General features: G+C 56.9%; 19 protein-coding genes and 1 pseudogene. 10 read left to right on the top strand and 10 right to left on the bottom strand.

Going from position 1 to position 19237, the window contains the following annotated elements:
- Positions 1 to 217: 217 nt before the first annotated feature.
- The 7 genes and pseudogenes from GOV85_RS21650 to GOV85_RS18700 form a co-directional block, all read right to left on the bottom strand.
- Positions 218 to 781 (bottom strand): annotated as a pseudogene (locus tag GOV85_RS21650) (sulfatase/phosphatase domain-containing protein); the annotation flags it as partial.
- A 12-nt stretch (positions 782 to 793) separates the two neighbouring features.
- Complete coding sequence (locus tag GOV85_RS21645; RefSeq protein ID WP_254442997.1) at positions 794 to 1738, bottom strand: sulfatase-like hydrolase/transferase; 945 nt, start codon at positions 1736 to 1738, stop codon at positions 794 to 796.
- Positions 1739 to 1921: 183 nt separating this feature from the next.
- Entirely contained in the window at positions 1922 to 2761 is an 840-nt protein-coding gene (locus GOV85_RS18720; protein ID WP_171180974.1) for an alpha/beta fold hydrolase, read from the bottom strand.
- A 35-nt stretch (positions 2762 to 2796) separates the two neighbouring features.
- Positions 2797 to 3948 carry a CaiB/BaiF CoA-transferase family protein gene (locus GOV85_RS18715; RefSeq protein ID WP_171180973.1) on the bottom strand — a complete coding sequence of 384 codons (1152 nt, stop codon included), beginning with the start codon at positions 3946 to 3948 and terminating at the stop codon, positions 2797 to 2799.
- Entirely contained in the window at positions 3945 to 4592 is a 648-nt protein-coding gene (locus GOV85_RS18710; RefSeq protein WP_171180972.1) for an enoyl-CoA hydratase/isomerase family protein, read from the bottom strand. Before GOV85_RS18710 ends, GOV85_RS18715 begins: the two co-directional genes overlap by 4 nt.
- Positions 4589 to 5317, bottom strand: a complete 729-nt coding sequence (locus GOV85_RS18705) for a class II aldolase/adducin family protein (protein ID WP_171180971.1) — start codon at positions 5315 to 5317, stop codon at positions 4589 to 4591. Before GOV85_RS18705 ends, GOV85_RS18710 begins: the two co-directional genes overlap by 4 nt.
- Positions 5317 to 6405 (bottom strand): aromatic ring-hydroxylating dioxygenase subunit alpha, encoded by a 1089-nt coding sequence (locus tag GOV85_RS18700; protein WP_171180970.1) that lies wholly within the window; start codon positions 6403 to 6405, stop codon positions 5317 to 5319. The genes GOV85_RS18705 and GOV85_RS18700 overlap by 1 nt, the downstream gene beginning before the upstream one ends.
- 134 nt (positions 6406 to 6539) lie before the next feature.
- On the opposite strand from GOV85_RS18700, the gene GOV85_RS18695 reads away from it, so the two are divergent.
- Positions 6540 to 6869 (top strand): LysR family transcriptional regulator, encoded by a 330-nt coding sequence (locus tag GOV85_RS18695; RefSeq protein WP_171180969.1) that lies wholly within the window; start codon positions 6540 to 6542, stop codon positions 6867 to 6869.
- Between the two features lie 3 nt (positions 6870 to 6872).
- A complete protein-coding gene (locus tag GOV85_RS18690) occupies positions 6873 to 7442 on the top strand; it encodes a LysR substrate-binding domain-containing protein (RefSeq protein WP_171180968.1) in 570 nt (189 codons plus the stop codon).
- Between the two features lie 26 nt (positions 7443 to 7468).
- Here GOV85_RS18690 and GOV85_RS18685 read toward each other — a convergent pair whose 3' ends face one another.
- Positions 7469 to 8323: a LysR family transcriptional regulator gene (locus GOV85_RS18685; RefSeq protein WP_371810801.1), complete on the bottom strand. Its 855-nt coding sequence runs from the start codon at positions 8321 to 8323 to the stop codon at positions 7469 to 7471.
- An 84-nt stretch (positions 8324 to 8407) separates the two neighbouring features.
- Here GOV85_RS18685 and GOV85_RS18680 point away from each other — a divergent pair, with 84 nt between their 5' ends.
- From GOV85_RS18680 to GOV85_RS18660, 5 genes are read left to right on the top strand one after another with little or no spacing between them, the layout of a single operon-like run.
- A complete protein-coding gene (locus GOV85_RS18680; RefSeq protein ID WP_171180964.1) occupies positions 8408 to 9886 on the top strand; it encodes an aldehyde dehydrogenase family protein in 1479 nt (492 codons plus the stop codon).
- Entirely contained in the window at positions 9886 to 10860 is a 975-nt protein-coding gene (locus tag GOV85_RS18675) for a membrane dipeptidase (RefSeq protein ID WP_245223298.1), read from the top strand. Before GOV85_RS18680 ends, GOV85_RS18675 begins: the two co-directional genes overlap by 1 nt.
- A 4-nt stretch (positions 10861 to 10864) precedes the next feature.
- A complete protein-coding gene (locus GOV85_RS18670; protein WP_171180962.1) occupies positions 10865 to 12553 on the top strand; it encodes a hypothetical protein in 1689 nt (562 codons plus the stop codon).
- Positions 12550 to 13179, top strand: a complete 630-nt coding sequence (locus GOV85_RS18665) for a DUF3726 domain-containing protein (protein ID WP_171180960.1) — start codon at positions 12550 to 12552, stop codon at positions 13177 to 13179. The genes GOV85_RS18670 and GOV85_RS18665 overlap by 4 nt, the downstream gene beginning before the upstream one ends.
- A 12-nt stretch (positions 13180 to 13191) precedes the next feature.
- On the top strand, positions 13192 to 14199 hold the full coding sequence (locus tag GOV85_RS18660) for an Ldh family oxidoreductase (protein ID WP_171180958.1): 1008 nt from the start codon (positions 13192 to 13194) through the stop codon (positions 14197 to 14199).
- A 177-nt stretch (positions 14200 to 14376) separates the two neighbouring features.
- Here the strand turns inward: GOV85_RS18660 and GOV85_RS18655 are convergent, their stop codons facing one another.
- Positions 14377 to 15528, bottom strand: coding sequence for a zinc ABC transporter substrate-binding protein (locus GOV85_RS18655; RefSeq protein WP_171180956.1), 1152 nt, complete (start codon positions 15526 to 15528; stop codon positions 14377 to 14379).
- 57 nt (positions 15529 to 15585) lie between these two features.
- Between GOV85_RS18655 and GOV85_RS18650 the strand changes: the two genes are divergently transcribed.
- Genes GOV85_RS18650 through GOV85_RS18640 form a run of 3 tightly spaced genes read left to right on the top strand, consistent with a single transcriptional unit; the run spans position 15586 to position 17650 of the window.
- Complete coding sequence (locus GOV85_RS18650; protein ID WP_171180948.1) at positions 15586 to 16098, top strand: Fur family transcriptional regulator; 513 nt, start codon at positions 15586 to 15588, stop codon at positions 16096 to 16098.
- A gap of 2 nt (positions 16099 to 16100) precedes the next feature.
- The gene (locus tag GOV85_RS18645) at positions 16101 to 16853 is read left to right on the top strand and encodes a metal ABC transporter ATP-binding protein (protein WP_171180946.1); all 753 of its coding nucleotides are present in this window, start codon (positions 16101 to 16103) and stop codon (positions 16851 to 16853) included.
- On the top strand, positions 16853 to 17650 hold the full coding sequence (locus GOV85_RS18640) for an iron chelate uptake ABC transporter family permease subunit (RefSeq protein WP_171180944.1): 798 nt from the start codon (positions 16853 to 16855) through the stop codon (positions 17648 to 17650). Before GOV85_RS18645 ends, GOV85_RS18640 begins: the two co-directional genes overlap by 1 nt.
- 12 nt (positions 17651 to 17662) lie before the next feature.
- On the opposite strand, the gene GOV85_RS18635 is transcribed toward GOV85_RS18640, so the two are convergent.
- On the bottom strand, positions 17663 to 19177 hold the full coding sequence (locus GOV85_RS18635) for a malonyl-CoA synthase (protein ID WP_171180942.1): 1515 nt from the start codon (positions 19175 to 19177) through the stop codon (positions 17663 to 17665).
- Positions 19178 to 19237: the final 60 nt, after the last annotated feature.

The following is a 19237-nucleotide window of genomic DNA, read 5'->3' as shown; positions in this document are numbered from 1 at the left end:
CACCGTCAGCCTCGTAACCCGAAGCTCAGAGGTGCAAACCCTAATCACGTAAACAGCGTCAGAATATCTAACAACAGACCATTCTAAACGCGTCAAACCCATAACACAAACGTAACGCGGTCAAATTAAGTTCCATCAGGCTCTGTCAAACGCCGGTTGAACCCCTGGTTCGGCAAAGAATATCCGCAAAAACGGAATATCCTCGGAAAAAGCCAAATCAGGTTCTCAGGGCGCTTGCTTGACGCATCTTCTCCTGCTCGCTCGGGGTCGGCGTGTGATTGAAGCAATAAGCCGTCCGACAAGCTTCCTCTCCGCCCAGTTCTTCAATCCTCGCTTTTTGATCGGCAAAACATAGTGCGTTGACAGCATCGGGATCGCAAATTTCTCGTAACCGGCGTTCACCTTCGGCAAGAGCAGCCAGTGCAAAGGCGCCATCTGATTGCAGGGCGACAAGATCCCGGAGTTCGTTCGGGTCGGTTGCAAGATCGAAAAGCTGCGGATCATGGTCGACATAATGGACATACTTCCATTGCTGCCACCGCACCATGAACGTTCCGGTGGTTGACCCGCCATCATGGTACTCGCTTAAAATGGTGCGGTCTGGATCGTCAGGCTCACGGGCCAGTTGGCGCAGGGAAACACCGGGCAAAGCGCGGCTGATTTCGTCTTGGGATACTGCTGTGGCGTCGAGCGCAGTGGCCGCCAGATCGATCAACGAGGTTCCGGTGGCCACCTTGCGCCCCTTTGGCACGCCAGGCCATGCAAGGATCATTGGGACCCCTGCGGATTGTTCTTACATCACTTGTTTGGTCCAGAAACCCTGATCACCCATCATGTCCCCGTGGTCCGAGACATAGATGACAACTGTGTCTTCGGCCTGACCGCTTGCCTCTAACGCCTTCAAAATGCGACCGACGCAATCGTCCATGAAACTGGTCAGGCCATAATAAGCAGCCTTGGCTTCGCGCATCCTTTGTTTGTCAAAGTACTTTTCGTAGTCGAAAAAGCCCGCCAAATTCCGTAACTCTCTGTGTTCTGGGCGAAAACGGTTCTCGTATCCGACGGGTAGGTCAATCCGCGCAGGATCATAAATGGTGTAAAACTCTTCCGGGCATGTCAGCGGATAGTGCGGGCTGACCAGCGAGATAAATGCGGCCCAAGGTTGATCCGGGTCCGCCGTGTTCTGCAACCACGCTTCGGCAGCTTTGGTTATCTCGCGGTCATAGTCGGTATAAGTGCTGTTCCCAATGCCGACATCTGCGGCCAACTCTGCCGCCGCATCGTAGGGTTGCGGGGTTTCGCGGAGGAGGCCAATCGTCCATCCGACGCCGCCCACAACATGCATGGGAAGGAGTTCTTCCGAGAAACCGTTGTCATCTTCGGCCGAACGAAAGTGCAGCTTGCCGATGGAAACGGTCTTCACCCCTTGATCCCGCAAATGACGCATCCAGCTTCGGATGCGGCCATCATAGGGCGATGCACTGTCCCAATACCGGGTCTTGTGAACATGATCACCGGTTGCGATCGCCGCGCGGGTTGGAACACACATGGTCGAGGGCGTGTAAGCATTGGTAAAATGCGTGCCACGCGCGGCCAAAGCGTCAAGATTGGGCGTTTTGACGATAGGGTGTCCCGCACATCCCATCGCGTCCTTTCGATGCTCGTCCGAGATGATGATCAGCATGTTCGAACGATCACGGCGCTGCGTTCTTTCTTCTTGCCGAATATGGCTGCTCATGGGGATGCCCTTTCATGCAAGGTGTCGCACAGGACGGTCGTTCCAATTGTATGTTGGGTCAAGCTTGGTCCGCATTGGCGCCAAATTTAGTCGCCCGGTTTGGGGCGTTGCACTTCCTCAAAATGCCTCCTGGTTTTCACGAGACCGCTGCAGATCGGGCCGCATTCCAGCAATCGGTAAGGATCAGCTTTCGTGTGACGGCTCCTCGATAAACTCGGCCAGCAGGCGGTTGAACGCGTCTGACCGTTCGATATTGACCAAATGACCTGTCGCCGGAAAACGATGCCATCTGACCTTGGTAAGGGTGTCCTTCAAGAATGCATTTGTTTCACCGACCAGATAATAATCGTCATCCCCGGTCACGAGCATGACAGGCGTTTTGAAAGCCTGCAGCCGAGCGCTGTCGTCAAAAAGGGAACGCCGGTTCCAATGCAGGGTAGATAACACATGCACAGCCCCTTCGGCAGACTGACCGCGCAGGTTTGCAGAATATGTCGCCCAACCATCGGGGTCGTTTTTCTGAAAGCCTTGATAGGCGGCATCATTTTCCAGCACCGCGACGGCTCCGTCTCCTCCCCGGTCTTTACGCAGCTGAATTTCGTGCCCGACCCAGGTTCTTCGATAGTTTTCCTGTTCGCCCGGATCGCGGGGTCCAGAGCTGTTACCAACCAGCGTCACGCTCAGGACGCGTTGGGGGTGGTTCAGGGAAAAGTCCAGGCTGGTGAAACTGCCCATCGAGGTTCCGACAAGATGCGCGGCGTCCAGACCCAGATGATCGAACAACGCCAAAAGATCACCGGTTGATTGCGCCTGCCCATATTGCGCGCGGTCTGAGGGGATCGCAGAGGGATGAAACCCACGCGCCGAGTAGGTGATGCAGCAAAAGGACTCCGACAGGTCCGAGACCTGCCGATACCAACTGCGGTAATCGCCGCCGAATTCGTGCACAAATACAATCGGGGCACCTGTTCCGGTTGCCTCGTAGTACAGCGCTATCCCATCAGGTGTTTGAAACTCGGGCATTCGAATGGTCCTGTCTTGGTCGGAGAGTTTTGAGTTCAGCGTGTCAAAACTGCGATGGCTGCATCGTCATATCCCAGTTCTGACAGAACTTCGTTCGTATGTTGTCCAAGGCGGGGTGCCGGGCTTTCCTGAAGGCCGCGATCTGCAATGGGGTTGCGCGCAAAACGCATATCCTTCCCTTCAGAGCTTACGGTGGAAAAGGCGGCGTATTCTTCTGCGATAGGATCGTCTGCAATCGTTTGGATGTTCTCGACCATCGAGCACGGAATGCTGTTGTCGATCAAAATCTGTATCCAATGAGATGCCGGATGCTGTTTCAGATGCGCGCCCAACACCTGATCCAGAGCGTCGCGATTGGCCAGCCGCACCTCATCGCCCTGAAAGCGCGGGTCGTCCAGCAGGTCAAGGTATCCTATGGCCTCGCAAAAACGGGGCCAGTCCTTGTCACTTCCCAGGCCAATGACGATATCCCGGTCCGCTGTCGGATAGGGTTCAAAAGGTGTCATCGACGGGTGGCGTGAGCCGATGGGTTTTGGAACGATCCCGGCATTGAGATAACGCGCAAAGGCATTTTCCAAGCAAACCCACTGACAGGCCAGCATGGAAACGTCCAAGTGACTGGTACTTTGGCTCCCTTGTGCGTCGCGCGCATACAGACGTTGCAGAATGCCGATGGTGGTGAACAGCGCAGCCGAGATGTCCCCAATCGAAAAGCCGACGCGGGTGGGGTCTCCGTCCAACTCTCCGTTAATACTCATCATGCCGCTCATTGCTTGGACCACGATGTCATAGGCCGGGCGGTGCGAAAGGCTTCCGGTTTGCCCAAAGCCGCTGATCGAGGCCGAGATCAGGCGCGGGTTGATCCGTTTCAGATCGGCGTCGCTGCATCCCAACCGGTCGCGCACACCGGGCCGCATGTTCTCGACAAACACATCTGCTGTGGCCAGCAGCTTGTGCAGGGCTTCTTTGCCCTGTTCAGTCTTCAGGTCCAGAACGACCGAGCGCTTGTTGCGGTTCAGGGACGCAAAATAGAGGCTGATGTCATTCTCGAACGGCGGAGTTGTGCGGGCAAGGTCACCAGTCGGGTTTTCCACCTTGATAACGTCGGCGCCCAGACTGGCCATTAGCCAGGTGCAGAACGGCCCGGACAAAACGGATGTCATGTCGACAATTCGGATACTTTTCATCTGGAACTCCTTCCGAGCATGGATTTCAGGGTTTTCAGATGCCCGTCGGCAGAGGCTATGGCCGGTGCACACAACGTTTGGCAGGTGTCTGTTAAAACTTCTTGCGTCACCATTCGGTCGACCAGACCCCACATGGCTGCATCCTCTGCGCTGACGGCATCGCCCCCCAACAGGATTGCTGCGCTCCGACCCGGGCCAATCAAGGCGTGCATCCTGTTTACATCGTATTGACCGGGTAAAACGTTGTTCTTGAGCACCGGGTAGGAAAACCGTGCTTCGGGCACACAAACCCGGATGTCGCAGGAAAGGGCCAGTGTCATCCCCCCGTCGATGCAAGGCCCATTAATGGCAGCCAGAGTCAGTACCGGGATGGCTCTGAGCGCTTCGGCCATTTCGTCCCAGGGGTCTGGGCCGTTCACGTCGATGGAAAGTGTGTTTAGATCCGCGCCAGCGCAGAAAACACGCCCGCATGCGCCGGTAATGATCACAGCCCGCAGCGCTGTGTCACTGCCGGCTTCAAGGAAAACGTCACGCAGAGAGACCAGCATCTGAGGTGTCAGCGAGTTGGCCTTTGCTGGCCTGTTGATCGTGACAGTCAGACAGGCACCTTCGCGTTGGGCCATGATCAGGTCATTGTCACTCATGACCGGAACTCCGGCACGCTTCGATCCAGCATACGCATCAGCGCTGGCCACTGGACGCCCCCATGTGGTCCGTTTTGCGGCGCCCCCCAGTCGTGCAAGGCATCCATTGCATCGTCTGTGATCGTGATCGGCTTGTCCGTTGAACTCAGAATATCGACCTGAATTTTGCAGGCCATCTCAAGGTAGTAGTGATAAATAAAGGCCTCTGCCGCCGTGCGTCCGACCACCAACAGCCCGTGGTTCTGCAACAGCATGGCAAAATTGCTACCAAGGTCGCGCGCCAACAGGGTACCTTCGTTCTCAACCGCTGTGGAGTCCTGATAGGGATGGCTCGACAACGTACCCAGTACAAATCCCGCATGTTGGGACAAAGCCAACAACCCTTCGGGCATGGCCGACACGGCAACGCCAGCGCGCGTGTGGCTGTGGATCACGTAATTCACGTCAGGCCGAGCCAACAGAATGCCCGAATGGATGATGTGCCCGGCCAAATTGACGATCTTACCGCTGCCCGGCACGTCATCCACGGCCTGCCCGTCGAAAGACATACGGGTCAGGTTCGAAGCCGTGATTTCGTCGAACATCAAATCGTGTGAGTTCAACAGGTAATGATCAGGGTCCTCTGGAAGACGCGCTGAAATGTGGGTCGATGTCAGGTCGGTCCAGCCATAGTAATGAGCAAGGCGGTAAAGCGCGGCCAAGTCCTGACGGATTACGTCACTCATCAAGCCTCTCCCAACGCTTCGCGGTACAAATTGTGGAAATGGCGCAGCCCGACCTCACTCATCGCACCAGAGCCGTCACCGATGACATAAGGCCCCGGTTCGAACGCGCGGCTTTGCATGCCTTTCTGGATCTTGGAGACAACAACTTCGTCTTCGGCCCCGGTTGTTTCCTTGTGCTTGTGCATCAGTTCAATCACATCTTCATCCGAAATGCCTCCGCTTGAGAACCACCGATACCGATAGATCGTCTTGTTCCATGCCACAGGCAAAAACTGACGGATCGTAAAGTACCCTCCGGGGTAACAGCACATCGATACATTGGGAAAGATCCAGTAGGCACCGTAATCACCTGCGCGTGGGCCGGCGTTCAGATCATAATCATACTGCTTTTCGTTCTTTGTCTGCGCCTTGCCATCATGCCAGATTGTCTTCCCGTGCGGGACCGTTGTGTATCCGTCCATCTCAAGAACGCCATGGGTCAGCGAGCTCGCATGCACTGTCGGGCAATGGTAGCACTCGTTGTAGTTTTCGACCGAAAGCTTCCAGTTGCTGTCATGTTCGATTTCAGTTTCGCAGACAAATTTCAGCTTTGTTGGGTCGGAATGAAAGCTGAGGATGTTGTCGCGGTATTCCTCAAGCCCGGGCCCCATAGGCTCAGCGTTTTCGTCTAGGTTCACAAAGACAAAGCCACAGAACTCCTCGACCTGAATAGTGCGCAGGTTGATCTGGTCACAGGTCAACCCATCGCTTTCCGCAGAACCCGGCGCGCGGCGCAGTCGGCCGTTAATTTCATAAGTCCACGCATGATAAGGGCAGACCAACACCCTTTTGCCCTTGCCTGACCCTTCGACCAGCGGATGACCGCGGTGGCGGCAGATATTGTAATACGCATTGATGCCACCATCCTGTGCGCGAATGACAAAGACATCCTCATCAACGATGGTGAATGTCTTGAAATCGCCCGGCTCCGCAACTTCGGACACATGACAAACGCATTGCCAGCTTCGGAAGAAGATTTTCTCTTTATCGACCTCGAACCAGTCCGGCTGAGTGTAATATTTGGCCTGCAAAGGCAAATCTCGTGGCATCTGGGGTCTCTTCTGGTGGGTTTGCCAAAGTGGTGCTGCATCGCGGGGATGTTGTTCAGCATTAGCCTGCATTGCACTGGCAGCTTTGCACAGATATAGAATCTTTATATCTAGGATAACTTAAAGTTGGTCTCATGAGGCAAAGCGGCAGTGACGTTCCACCGCTCGGGGCAGTTCGTGTCTTTTGGATTGCCGCGCGGTATGGAAACTTTAAACGCGCCGCAACTGAACTTGGTGTGACGCCCACAGCCGTGAGTTCACAGATCAAATCGCTCGAGGCTCATCTGGGCTGCCCCCTGTTTGAACGCCATGCGCAGTCGGTTGCTTTGAACGAAGCAGGGCAGCAGTTTTCCGAAGCGTGCGAGGCGGTGTTCGCGCGGCTTGACCGGGCCGTGCAGGACGCGCGCCAGACCGCTAATAGATCGTCAATAACGGTTGGCGTCGGCGCGCTGATTGGGTCGTAATGGTTGTCCCGCCGCCTGTTCAGCTTTTGGCAACGTTTCCCGGAAACAGGCCTGCATCTTCAGTATTCCCCGGGTGGTGTGGAGTTTTCGGATGGTCAGACCGATATGATGCTGGCCTGGGGGGACGGAGATTGGCCGGGATTGACGTCAGAGGCGCTGCTGCGTTTCCCAACGTCGCCCGTCATCAGCCCATCTCTGATCGCAGAGGGGGGCCATCCTACCGAACCTGCAAACTTGTTGCGCCTACCTCTGTTGCACTGGAAGGATCAAGTCGACTGGCTGGAGTGGTTCGATGCACACGGGGTGGAAACCGGCGACCACCTTCCCGGTGTGATTATAGACGATTCGAGTGTTCTGCTCCGAGCGGTGTTGTCGGGACAGGGTGTTTCCCTTGGGTTACTGCCGTTGATCGAGGCTGAATTACAATCCGGCCAGTTGATACGGCCGTTTGCCAAAGACTTTGCACCTTCCAGATCCTACCATCTTGTTTACCCATCTGACGCGATAAAACAGCCGCAACTCAGGGCATTTCGGGATTGGATTTTGCAAGAAGCAGGTCGGGACAACCGCTAACAGATGCTGCGATTGAAAGGGGGGCCTCAGGTCAGCTTGCTGGCAAGAATGAATGCGCTGCATTCATCTGCCAAGGCTTTGAACCGAGGCCTTTCCTTCACATACAAATAGACCTGTCGCCTGTCGGGTAGATCGGACAATGTGCGAAAGGCCATGCTTTCAGGGATAATACGAGCAACGGTTTGCGGAAGGATGGTAACCCACTTGCCCGTTCCAACCATTGTTATCAGGGACTGCGTATTGTGAATGGTGACATTCGCCTCTTCAACCGCCTTAACGAACTCAGGCGTCTCGATGAGGTCGCACAAGGCGTTTCGCACAAATGAAGGTGTGACCACATCATTTACACTGGGCGGAACCGCCTTTTTGTTGAACGGATGATCAGCGGCGCAGACAAGACCGAACTGATCTTCGAAAAAGAGGTGCGCTTTAACCCCTTTAACGGGGTGAAAGCCTGACGCTATGCCAATATCAGCTTTGCCCTCGGCAAGCGCATCCAAAACCTGTCGCGTATCAGCGTCCATTAGTTCGACTTTCACGCCTGGGAAACGGTGTGTCATGTGTTCGAGCACGGACGGGAACACCAACGCGGCGACCGAAGGGACGGACGCAATTCGGATCAATCCATTGGCGGCATGAGCAGCAGCTTCGATCGACTGCACCGTTTGGTCAAACTGGCGGACTTGTTTAAGAGACAACTCAAACACTTGCTCGCCCAATGCAGATAGGTGGTTCTTACGCTCGCCAACAAACAGCTTTTTTCCCAAGTGGTCCTCAAGTTGTTTCAATGTCATCGAGACAGCAGATTGTGTGCGCCCCAACCGGTCGGCTGCTTCCGACAAGTTGCCCGTTTGCGCGACCGTGCAAAAACAACGCAGCATTTCGATTTTTAGTGTCAAATTTCAAAATTCCTGAAGTTTGGTCAATTATATTGAATTTGACTGATATTGTGTGAGAAGTCCATTATGCCCCAACTTCTATTTTTTTTGGGGCGAACCGTGACCAACCTGAACCTGATTGCTGGCGAATGGCTTGCCGGCGAAAGCGAGATCGAAAACCGCAATCCTTCAGACCTGAGCGACCTTGTTGGCCATTTCGCACAAGCCAGTGCGGATCAGCTGGACGTGACTCTGGACCAGGCGCGTGTCGCGCAAGCCGAATGGGCGGCCTACGGGCTCGAACGCAAGCAGGCGGTGCTGATGAACATCGGCAACGAGCTGATGGCCCGTGCCGAAGAGCTGGGCACCTTGCTCAGCCGCGAAGAAGGTAAACCCTTTGCAGAAGGGAAGGGCGAGGTCTATCGCGCCGGTCAGTTCTTTACCTATTACGCAGCTGAATGCCTGCGTCAGATCGGTGAGAACGCAGATTCCGTACGTCCTGATATCGAGATTGACGTGCGCCGCGAGGCGGTTGGCGTGGTCGCCGTTATCAGCCCGTGGAACTTCCCGACCGCGACGGCTTCGTGGAAGATTGCCCCGGCGCTCTGCTATGGCAATGCGGTAGTCTGGAAACCCGCCAACATCACGCCTGCCTCTGCCGTGGCCCTGACCGAGATCATCAACCGTCAGGATATTCCCAAGGGCCTGTTCAGTCTTGTCATGGGCTCGGGTCGGTCCATTGGGCAACGGCTGGTGGAAAGCCCGAAGGTCAACGCCATCTCGTTCACCGGATCGGTGCCGGTGGGCAAGGGCATTGCAGCAGCGGCCATCCAGAACCTGACCAAGGTTCAGACGGAGATGGGATCGAAAAATGCGCTGGCCGTGATGGACGACGCCGATCTCGAACTTGCCGTTTCGCTGGCATTGGGCGGCGCGTTTGGAGGAACCGGTCAGAAATGTACCGCCTCATCGCGGCTGGTGGTTCATGCCGCTGTGCATGACGCGTTTGTCGAGAAACTGGTATCGGGTGCTCAGGCGATGAAAGTCGGTCACGCGCTGGAAGAGGGGACTCAGATGGGCCCTGTCGTCAGCGCGCAGCAACTGGCCGAGAACCTGGCCTATGTTGATCTGGGTAGATCCGAAGGCGCTGAACTGGCCTGCGGCGGGCAGCGTTTGGACATGCCGCATGATGGGTATTACATGAGCCCCGGCGTGTTCCTGAACACCACCAACGACATGCGCATCAACCGGGAAGAGATGTTCGCGCCGCTGACCTCGGTCATCAAGGTCGACAGCTATGATGAGGCCTTGGCCACGGTCAACGATACCAATTTCGGTCTGACCTCGGGCATCGTCACGCAAAATCTGGCCCGCGCCACACATTTCCGGCGCAATGCGCGCACCGGGGTTGTGACGGTGAACCTGCCCACAGCGGGCACGGATTATCATGTACCCTTTGGCGGGCGTGGTGACAGCTCTTATGGCCCACGTGAACAGGGCAAGGCGGCGGCCGAATTCTACACGACGGTCAAAACTGCATATATCAGCGCCGGAAAGCCGATCTGATGCGGATCGATGGGCTGCAATACGCCAACTGGTCCGAAAAGATCTTTCGGCAATTGCGCGAAGGGGGCGTGGACGCGATCCACGTCACCATCGCCTATCATGAAAATTTCCGTGAAACCGTTCTGAACTTTGAAAAGTGGAACCGCTGGTTCGAACAATACCCGGACCTGATCATGAAGGGTCAATGGGCCAGCGACATTGACACGGCGCGGGAAACCGGGCGCACAGCAGTTTTCTTTGGGTTTCAGAACCCATCGCCCATCGAAGACGACATCGGCTTGGTCGAAATCGTGCATACATTGGGCGCGCGATTTATGCAGCTGACCTACAACAACCAATCGCTGTTGGCGACAGGCTGCTACGAAGCCGAAGACACCGGGATCACCCGCATGGGGCGTCAGGTGATCAAAGAGATGAACCGGGTCGGGCTTGTCGTTGACATGAGCCATTCAGCCGACCGGTCCACGATCGAGGCGGCCGAGCTGTCCGAGCGTCCGATTGCGATCACTCACGCTAACCCGTTTGATTGGGCCCCGGCCCTGCGCAACAAGCGAGACGAAGTGATCCGTGCGGTGACTGAAAACGGTGGGATGTTGGGGTTTTCGGTCTATCCTCATCATCTGAAGGACAAGTCGGACTGCACCCTTGAAAGCTTCTGCGAGATGATTGCGCGGACGGCTGAGAAATACGGAGCGGAACATCTCGGGATCGGAACGGATCTGTGCCAGGATCAGCCCGACAGCGTTGTCGAATGGATGCGGGTCGGTCGTTGGTCGAAGCAGATCGATTATGGTGAGGGGTCGGCAAGTAACCCCGGATTCCCCCCGATGCCGTCTTGGTTTCAGGACAATCGGGATTTTGGAAACATCGAATCCGGGTTGCGTGCGACCGGTCTGAACGATGAAGAAGTGGCCGGTATCATGGGTGAAAACTGGTACAGGTTCTTTGCCGAGAATTTCGGTGCTCAGGGGTAGTTGAATGGACGCTCAGACGCAGACACAGATCGAAAGACGAGACCCGGCCACAGTTATGCGGCTGTCGCGGTTGGGTTCTTTGCATCAGTGTCGACTGAGTTTCATGCGGCAATTGACCCGCCGGATGGCACGGGAAAACTGGTCGTTCACACGGCCTCTCTTCGACATTGACGCCAATGGTGTTGGTCGGGCGGTCTATACCGCTCAAGGGCCGGATCGGACATATTCGCTGGTGGCCTTTGCTCATGACTTGCCGCCGGAGCAACGCTCGGATCGTGTGATTGCCGAAGCGTGGGATGCCACCTTTGCTTTGTTCGACGGCATCCCGACCGAGGCCGACATCGACCGCCTTTCCCAAAACGTACCCCTGCAAGAGGCCGGGCGGGTGAGCGAGAGCGAGCTGTCCTTGTCTCGTGCCAATCGCTCGGTCCGCCTTTGGGACCATGTTGTGAAATCCTTGGCCGCAGGCCAGCAGCCGGATGTAGAGCAGATCTATCAGGTTGGGTACCTGATGCGGACAACTGCTGTATATGGCTCGGGCAAATTTGGCGCGGCGGATCGGGAAAAAGTTGCCGACCGGCCCGAGACGCAGGCCCCGTTTCAGGTCGAGATGCTATCGGTCTTTCTGACCCGGGCGTTTGTGCGGGATCTGGTGCAACACATGGCGAACGTCCAAGGCGGCGATCAGGCTGCAACTTTGGACCCAGAAATTTCCCGCTGGCTGGGGATTGGTAACTCTACCGGGCTTGGCATGGCGCCGTTTATCGTCAACCACCCTGTTCTGTTCAACAACTGGATCATGGTACGGGAAGAAGCGATTGCGCGGGTTCGGTCTGTGGACGTGGCCAGCGAAGCCGAGATCGCACGGTTCCGCGATGTTTTCGAACGCAGCCGACTGTCGGTTTCGTGGTGGCGGTCTGAACATCCGATACAGGTCAAAAAGCTCGAGGCATTGAAGGCTGACCTGTTGTTGATCTCCGAGTATCTGCGCCAAGATAATTTGACCGCAGATCGACCGTGGAATCGACTGGTGGACTGGTCAGAAACCGCGTTGAGCGAGGAAGGTCAGGAGTTGCTGGCGTCGCTGATCCTGGAGCCTTATAGCGATTTGGTGGACGGGCTGGCCTCGTGCATGGCAGACACCCGTTCGCAGGCGTTTGTAATTGATGGAACCATGTCCATCGGGACAGTTCGTGATCTGATCCGGGAAACATATGCCTGGGCTTTGGATCTGGATTGGGACGTCCGCGAGAATTGCGCGCGGGCGTGGTATGTTTCTGAAGAAAAGCTGGAACCCCGCATGGGGGAACGGTTTGATGAACCCATTTCTGACTATGAACAACCTCTGGCTCCGGCGCGGGATGCAGCGGCTGTCTATGACGCGCTGGGCGGGTGGGAAGACACCAAGCCCGTGGCCGAATTTCTGTTGCGTCACCCGGAACATCGCCACACGATCCGGCGCGTACAAATGACCCCATCCGCACCCTATGGTGAAATCCGGGATAACACGATTGGGTCAAAGGTGCTGCCTATCGACATGCTGCGGGCAAAGCTGTCTTTCTTTGGAGCAACCCATTTTGACCCCCGTTCGGATCGATGGGTGCGAATCTGCATGTATTCCGGTGCGCCGTACCCGGAGGAGCTGACTTCTGAAAACGCGGATCTTTGGGTCTACCCGCAGGAACCAACATGAATTTTTCGCTCAACGAGATGGAAGCAACCGCAAAACGGGCCACCCGTGGCGCGGGCTATTCCTGGGGCCAGGCCGAGGAGGCGTCGAAGGCGGCCCGCTGGCTGTGCGCGCAGGGGCTGGATGGGGCCGGGATTTTGTCCTCGTTGTTGGAGCAGGGGCTGGCTTCGGACCCGGCGACGCATCGCCCTGGGCAGATTGATCGTCTCTGGCAGGGCGAAGAGGCGTTGTGCCCCTTGTCTGCGGGGCCTTTGTTGTCTGATGCGGCCCACTTGCTGAAAACGAGTCCAATCGAGATGCGGAACGTCGCAGTGCCCGCCTTGATGCTGCCGTTTGCGCGCCACGCCGCGCGTAAATTGAACGAAGCGCTGACGATTGAGATCGACACGGTTCAGAATGTCGTGGGCGAGGATTGGCTCATGGCCCCGGACAGTTTGCCAAAAACGGCCCACACGGTCGTGGTTTCCCGAGGCGGTGCACCGACCGCAACACGTGAACAAGAGACACGCGCCTATCCTGACCCGCAGGATTGGGACATGCTGAACCGCTATGCCCACCGCACCTATGCCCCCGCAACCGAGGAATCCCGCCTGCTGGGTGCAGGGTCCGGGCTTTCTGACAATGATTGAAGAGACGCCAAAGTGACCGATACACAAACCCTGACCCTTGCTGAGATCGAAGACCTGTCTTTCCGTGCGCTCGTTGCGGCTGGCACATCCGAAGAAAATGCCCGCCCGCTGGCGCAGGCCACAGCGGCAACCGAAGCCGATGGCGTTGCAAGTCACGGGCTCGCCTATATCCCGATCTATTGCGAGCATGTGCAATGCGGCAAGGTCGATGGTTTAGCGGTTCCCGTTCTATCACGCCCCAAACCCGGTGTTGTGGCGGTTGACGCCGCAACCGGCTTTGCGCATTCGGCCATTGACACAGGGTTCGAGACCCTGATCCCGGCGGCCCGAGAACAGGGCGTCGCGGTGCTGGCCATAAAAAACAGCTATAACTGTGGCGTTTTGGGCTACCACACTTATCGTTTGGCCCAGGCCGGGCTGGTGGGACTGGGGTTCACCAACGCCCCCGCTTCGATCGCGCCTTCCGGTGGGTCGAAGCCTGTGGTTGGAACCAATCCGTTTTCCATTGCCGCGCCCGGCCCCGATGGCGAACCCGCCCTGCTGATCGATCAGAGCGCCAGTACCATAGCCAAAAGCGAAGTGATGAAACATGCGCGCGAAGGCAAACCAATCCCGGTTGGGTGGGCGTTGGATGCGGATGGCAACCCAACAACCGATCCTGAAGTTGGTCTGAAGGGCTCTATGGCACCGTCAGGTGGATATAAAGGCGTCGGCGTCGCGCTCATGGTAGAGCTCATGGCCGCAGCGCTGACGGGGGCCAGTTTGGGCATCAACGCGTCCCCGTTTTCCGGAACTGTGGGCGGCCCGCCGAAGACAGGTCAATTCTTCATCGCGATTGATCCCACGATAACGGCGTCGGGTGTGTTTGAGACCGGTGTTGCCGAACTGGTCGGGGCGATCCGTGCGCAGGAGGCTGCGCATCTGCCCGGAGACGGCCGCCGTACCAAGCGCCTGTCATCTCGGCAGTCGGGGGTCGCGGTCAGTCGCGCGACGCTCGACAAGATCGCGGGTTTTCTGTGATGCGCGTTTGAACAGGTTTCAGACTGCCACAGATGAAATAATGGGTCGATTTCGTACCAGAGGTGGACCCGCAAGGCTGAGCGCCCGGGGCGAAGCAGTCATGTAACAGGACCACTCGTTGAACGCATTACCCCGGGCTGCAAGGAGCCCGACCATGGTCGGGCTGTAGCAATAGAGTCAAAGGCACTCGGCCAAGGATTTCGCAAGGTTGCGAATGACGTTAGGATAAAGATCCGCGCCTGGCTGAAGATCGGATCCAAGGGGGTCCATCACGCTGGTTTTGGCCTCGACGCCACCCATAACGCTTTCAACGATCCCCGGATCGAACTGGGGTTCTGCCAAAACGCAGTCGATACTTTCATCGCGGATACGTCCTTGAACTTCCGCAATGCGTGCTGGGCTGGGGTCGGACGCATCGCTGAGTGAGATTGCGCCAGAGGCGGGGAAGTCGAAGGCGTCTTCAAAATACTGATAGGCGTCGTGGAACACGATGAAGCTGCCGCCCCGTACAGGGTCCAGCGTTTCGGCCACTTCAGCAGACAGTGCAGCCATTTCCTCGCGCGCGGCGGCGGCGTTGGCAAAATAGGTGCCAGCATTTTCAGGGTCCGCCGCAGACAGCTGCGCCGCGATCACATTCAGCCAGGTTTCTGCGTTTGCCGGTGAAAGCCAGGCATGTGGATCATGGTCACCATGGTCGTGCCCTTCGTGGCCATGGTCGTCGTGATCATCATGGTCATCCTTGGCGTGATCTTCGTGGTCGTGCTCGTCATGCCCATCGTGGTCCGCATGTTCTTCGTGATCATGGTCGTCATCTTTGGCATGATCGTCATGATCGTGCTCGTCATGTCCGTCATGATCCTCATGATCGTGCCCATCTTCTTTGGCGTGATCGTCATGGTCGTGATCGTCGTGATCCTTGTCTTCGGCGTGGTCGTCGTGGTCATCTTCGTCGCCGTGATCATGCGCTTCGAACAAAGCGTTTTCGCGGAATTCAAGAAGAACGGTACCGTCGGCCTCCAGCATGAATGTAACGGTTGCGCCTTCAGCCAGCGTATCGATCGCATTCTCCATCCATGGCGTCAGATCTTCGCCCATCCAGAACACCAGATCGGCCTCTTGCAGCGCTGCGGCCTCGGAAGGGCGGAGGTTGTATTCATGCGGCGAAGCACCTGGTGCAACGATCAGGTCCGGGGTTCCGACACCGTCCATGACGCGGGCGACCAGCGAATGGATTGGTGCAATATCAACCGCAACGTTTGGCGCGTCCGCAAGGGCTGTTCCACCCATCAATGCAGCCGTGATCGACAATGGAAGAAGCTTTCTGGACATCAGACCCTCTGTGTGATTTTATAACGTTGCGAGTGGCAATACATGATATGAAATAACATGACAAGTGATGCGCGCCCTGCGCCGGTCAAGGACTCGGCTCCGGTAGGGTTTCTGGAACATGACCATCAAACCTGCGTCGAAACAGCCTTGGCCTCGGTCGAAGCTCGATGCAGCACCGAAGGGCTGCGTCTTACACCAGTGCGCCGCAAGGTGCTTGAGATGCTGCTGCAAGAACACCGTGCGCTTGGGGCTTACGCAATTCTGGATCGGTTGCGCGCCGAAGGATTTGGTTCGCAGCCGCCCGTTGCCTATCGCGCGTTGGATTTTCTGGTGCAGAACGGATTTGTCCACAAGATCGAGCGGTTGAATGCGTTTGTGGCGTGCTCGCATCCGGGGCAGTCGCATTCTCCGGCGTTCATGATCTGTAGAAAGTGTGATGCAGTGGCCGAAGCGCAATCAGCCCCCGCCAAGGGTGTTCTGGGTGCTGCAGCGCGCGCAGCGGGTTTCGAGATCGAACGAACGGTTGTAGAAGCCGAAGGTCTCTGCCCTGACTGCACCGAAAAGGCGTAAAGATGGCCCTTATCACTGTTGAGAACCTCAGCGTGCGCTATGGCGCGCATACCGTGCTGAGTCGTGTGGACATGGCCGTCGAACCGGGTGAAATCGTCACCATCGTTGGTCCCAACGGATCGGGAAAAACCAGCTTGCTGCGTGCCATTATCGGTGCGACGCGTCCGTCTTCTGGGCAAGTGTCCCTGAAGCCAGGGTTGAAAATCGGATATGTGCCGCAGAAATTGCATGTCGACCCGACATTGCCCATTTCCGTTGAACGGTTCATGCGCCTGACCGACCGCGTGTCTCGCACGCAATGCGGATTGGCGCTCGAAACTGCGGGCGTGCCGGATCTTTTGCACCGCCAGATGTCGCAGTTGTCCGGTGGACAGTTCCAAAGGGTGCTGCTGGCGCGGGCGTTGATCAACCGTCCGGACATTCTGTTGCTGGACGAGGCGACCCAGGGTCTGGACCAACGCGGGTCAGCCAGCTTCTATCAGCAGATTGAGGCGGTGCGCCGTGAAACCGGATGTGCCATCCTGATGATCAGCCATGAATTGCACGTGGTCATGAGCGCCTCGGACAGGGTGATATGCCTCAACGGGCATGTCTGTTGCGAAGGCTCTCCGGCGGTTGTTGCGTCGGCGCCGGAATACCGTGCGTTGTTTGGTACAGGCACCGGTGGGGCGTTGGCGCTGTATCGCCATGAGCATGACCACCATCACGATCATGAACATGATCATGACCACCCCCCTAAAGAAGCGGCGGAATAATGCTTGATGATTTTATGACCCGCGCGACGCTCGCCGGTGTTGGTGTGGCATTTGCAGCGGCCCCTCTTGGGTGTTTCGTCGTGTGGCGGCGCATGGCGTATTTCGGAGATGCAACCGCACATGCCGCAATTCTGGGTGTGGCGCTGTCTCTGACCTTTCAAATGTCAATCTTCACTGGTGCGCTGGCCGTGGCACTGATGATGGCGCTGACCGTGACCCTTTTGGCTGGTCGTGGCTATGCGATGGATACGCTTTTGGGAGTCCTGGCGCATTCTGCCCTGGCGTTTGGCTTGGTCGCCGTTTCATTCCTGTCCGGTGTACGCATTGATCTTATGGCTTACCTGTTCGGGGATATTCTGGCCGTATCGCGCTCGGACCTCATCGTGATCTGGGGCGGTGCGGCGTTGGTTGTCGCGCTAATCACCTGGCGCTGGTCGCAGCTGTTGACGGCCACTCTGAACGAAGAACTGGCTTATGCCAGTGGCTTTGATCCTAAGCGAGAGCAGTTGATCCTGACACTGTCCCTAGCTGTCACCGTGGCGGTGGCGATCAAGGTTGTGGGCGTTCTGCTGATTGCGGCCATGCTGATCATTCCGGCCGCAGCGTCCCGCAACTTGGCGCGTTCACCCGAGTCCATGGCCCTGATTGCCGCCGGGATCGGCGCGTTTTCAGCCGTTGCTGGGCTGAGAGCAGCTTACGTTTTCGACACCCCGGCGGGGCCATCGATTGTCTGTGTGGCGGCAGTTTTGTTTGCCTGCCTCAGCATCCTTGGATGGAAATCCCAAGGCAGGGTGTAAAGACGCTCGGCCTTAGGCGTTTGTGAACATGTCCTTGTACTGATCACGCAGGATGTTTTTCTGAACTTTGCCCATGGTGTTGCGGGGCAGTTCGTCCATCAGGATCAGTTCGCGGGGATGCTTAAACCGGGCCAGGCTTTTGCACACTGAGGTCTGTATCTGATCCAAATCGGGGCTCGCACCGGGCTCGGCCACGATCACGCCCAGGACGGTTTCGCCGAAGTCCGGGTGCGGCACACCGATCACCGCGCTTTCCAGCACACCGGGTTGGTCGTCCAAAACCAGTTCGATCTCTTTGGGGTAAATGTTGTACCCGCCCGAGATGATCAGGTCTTTGTTGCGGCCAACGATGTGAACGTATCCGTCCTCATCAACACGGCCCAGATCACCGGTGATAAAGAATCCATCTGAGCGCAGTTCCGCAGCGGTCTTCTCGGGCATCTGCCAATAGCCCTTGAAGACGTTGGGGCCGCGTACCTCTAGGACACCGATTTCTCCTTGCGGAAGGGTGTTGCCATCGGTGTCGCAGACCTTGAGCTCGACCCCGGGCAACGGGAAGCCAACGGTTCCTGCGCGCCGTTCGCCGTCATAGGGGTTTGACGTGTTCATATTGGTTTCGGTCATGCCATAGCGTTCCAGGATACGGTGGCCGGTACGATCCTCGAACTGCACATGGGTGTCTGCCAGCAAAGGCGCCGAGCCGGACACGAACAACCGCATATGGGCCGACAGGTCCTTGGTGAAACGCGTGTCTCCCAGCAGGCGGGTGTAGAAAGTTGGAACGCCCATCATCGACGTGGCGCGCGGCATCCAGTCGATGATCTGGTCCAGATCGAATTTGGGCAGCCAGATCATGCTGCCACCTACCGCCAACATGACGTTGGTCGCCACAAACAGCCCATGTGTGTGAAAGATCGGTAAGGCGTGCAGCAGCACGTCGTCAGAAGTAAAGCGCCACTCGTCAACCAATGTCTGTGCGTTGGATAGCAAGTTGTTCTGGGACAGCATCGCGCCTTTGGATCGACCGGTGGTGCCAGAGGTATAGAGGAAGGCGGCCAAATCCTCTTCGTCCCGGTCAACGGTTTCGAAATGCGCGGGCAGCCCTGCTGTCTGATCTAAAAGAGAACCCGAGCCATCGGCGTTCAGGGTTTCGATCTGTGCGTCAAGTCGGGCTGCAATAGGCGAAAGGTTGTCTAGGGCGCCGCTGTCACAAACAACTAGCGACGCACCGCTGTTTTCGATGAAATAGGTCAGCTCGTCCGCAGTATAGGCGGTGTTGAGCGGCAGAAACACAAGGCCCGCTTGCGCGCAGGCCGCAAAAAGCGCCAGCGCCTCGGGTGATTTTTCAATCTGTGCGGCGACACGATCACCGGGTTTCAGGCCCAGCTTAACGGTCACATGGGCGATCTGAGCCGCGGTGTGCAAAAACGCTTGATAGCTGAGGGTTTTACCATCAGGCAAATACAAAAAAGTTGTGTCTTTTCCTGCGTGAACGCCGAACAAACCATCGTAAAGTGGGTTGGCCATCAGGGGTACCTTTCTTGCATGCCGCGTCGCGTGTCAGATGCCATGCGGAATAGCCTAAGT

Source organism: Ruegeria sp. HKCCA4633, assembly GCF_013034605.1.
Classification (GTDB): Bacteria; Pseudomonadota; Alphaproteobacteria; order Rhodobacterales; family Rhodobacteraceae; genus Ruegeria.
This window is presented reverse-complemented; position numbering and strand designations above follow the sequence as displayed.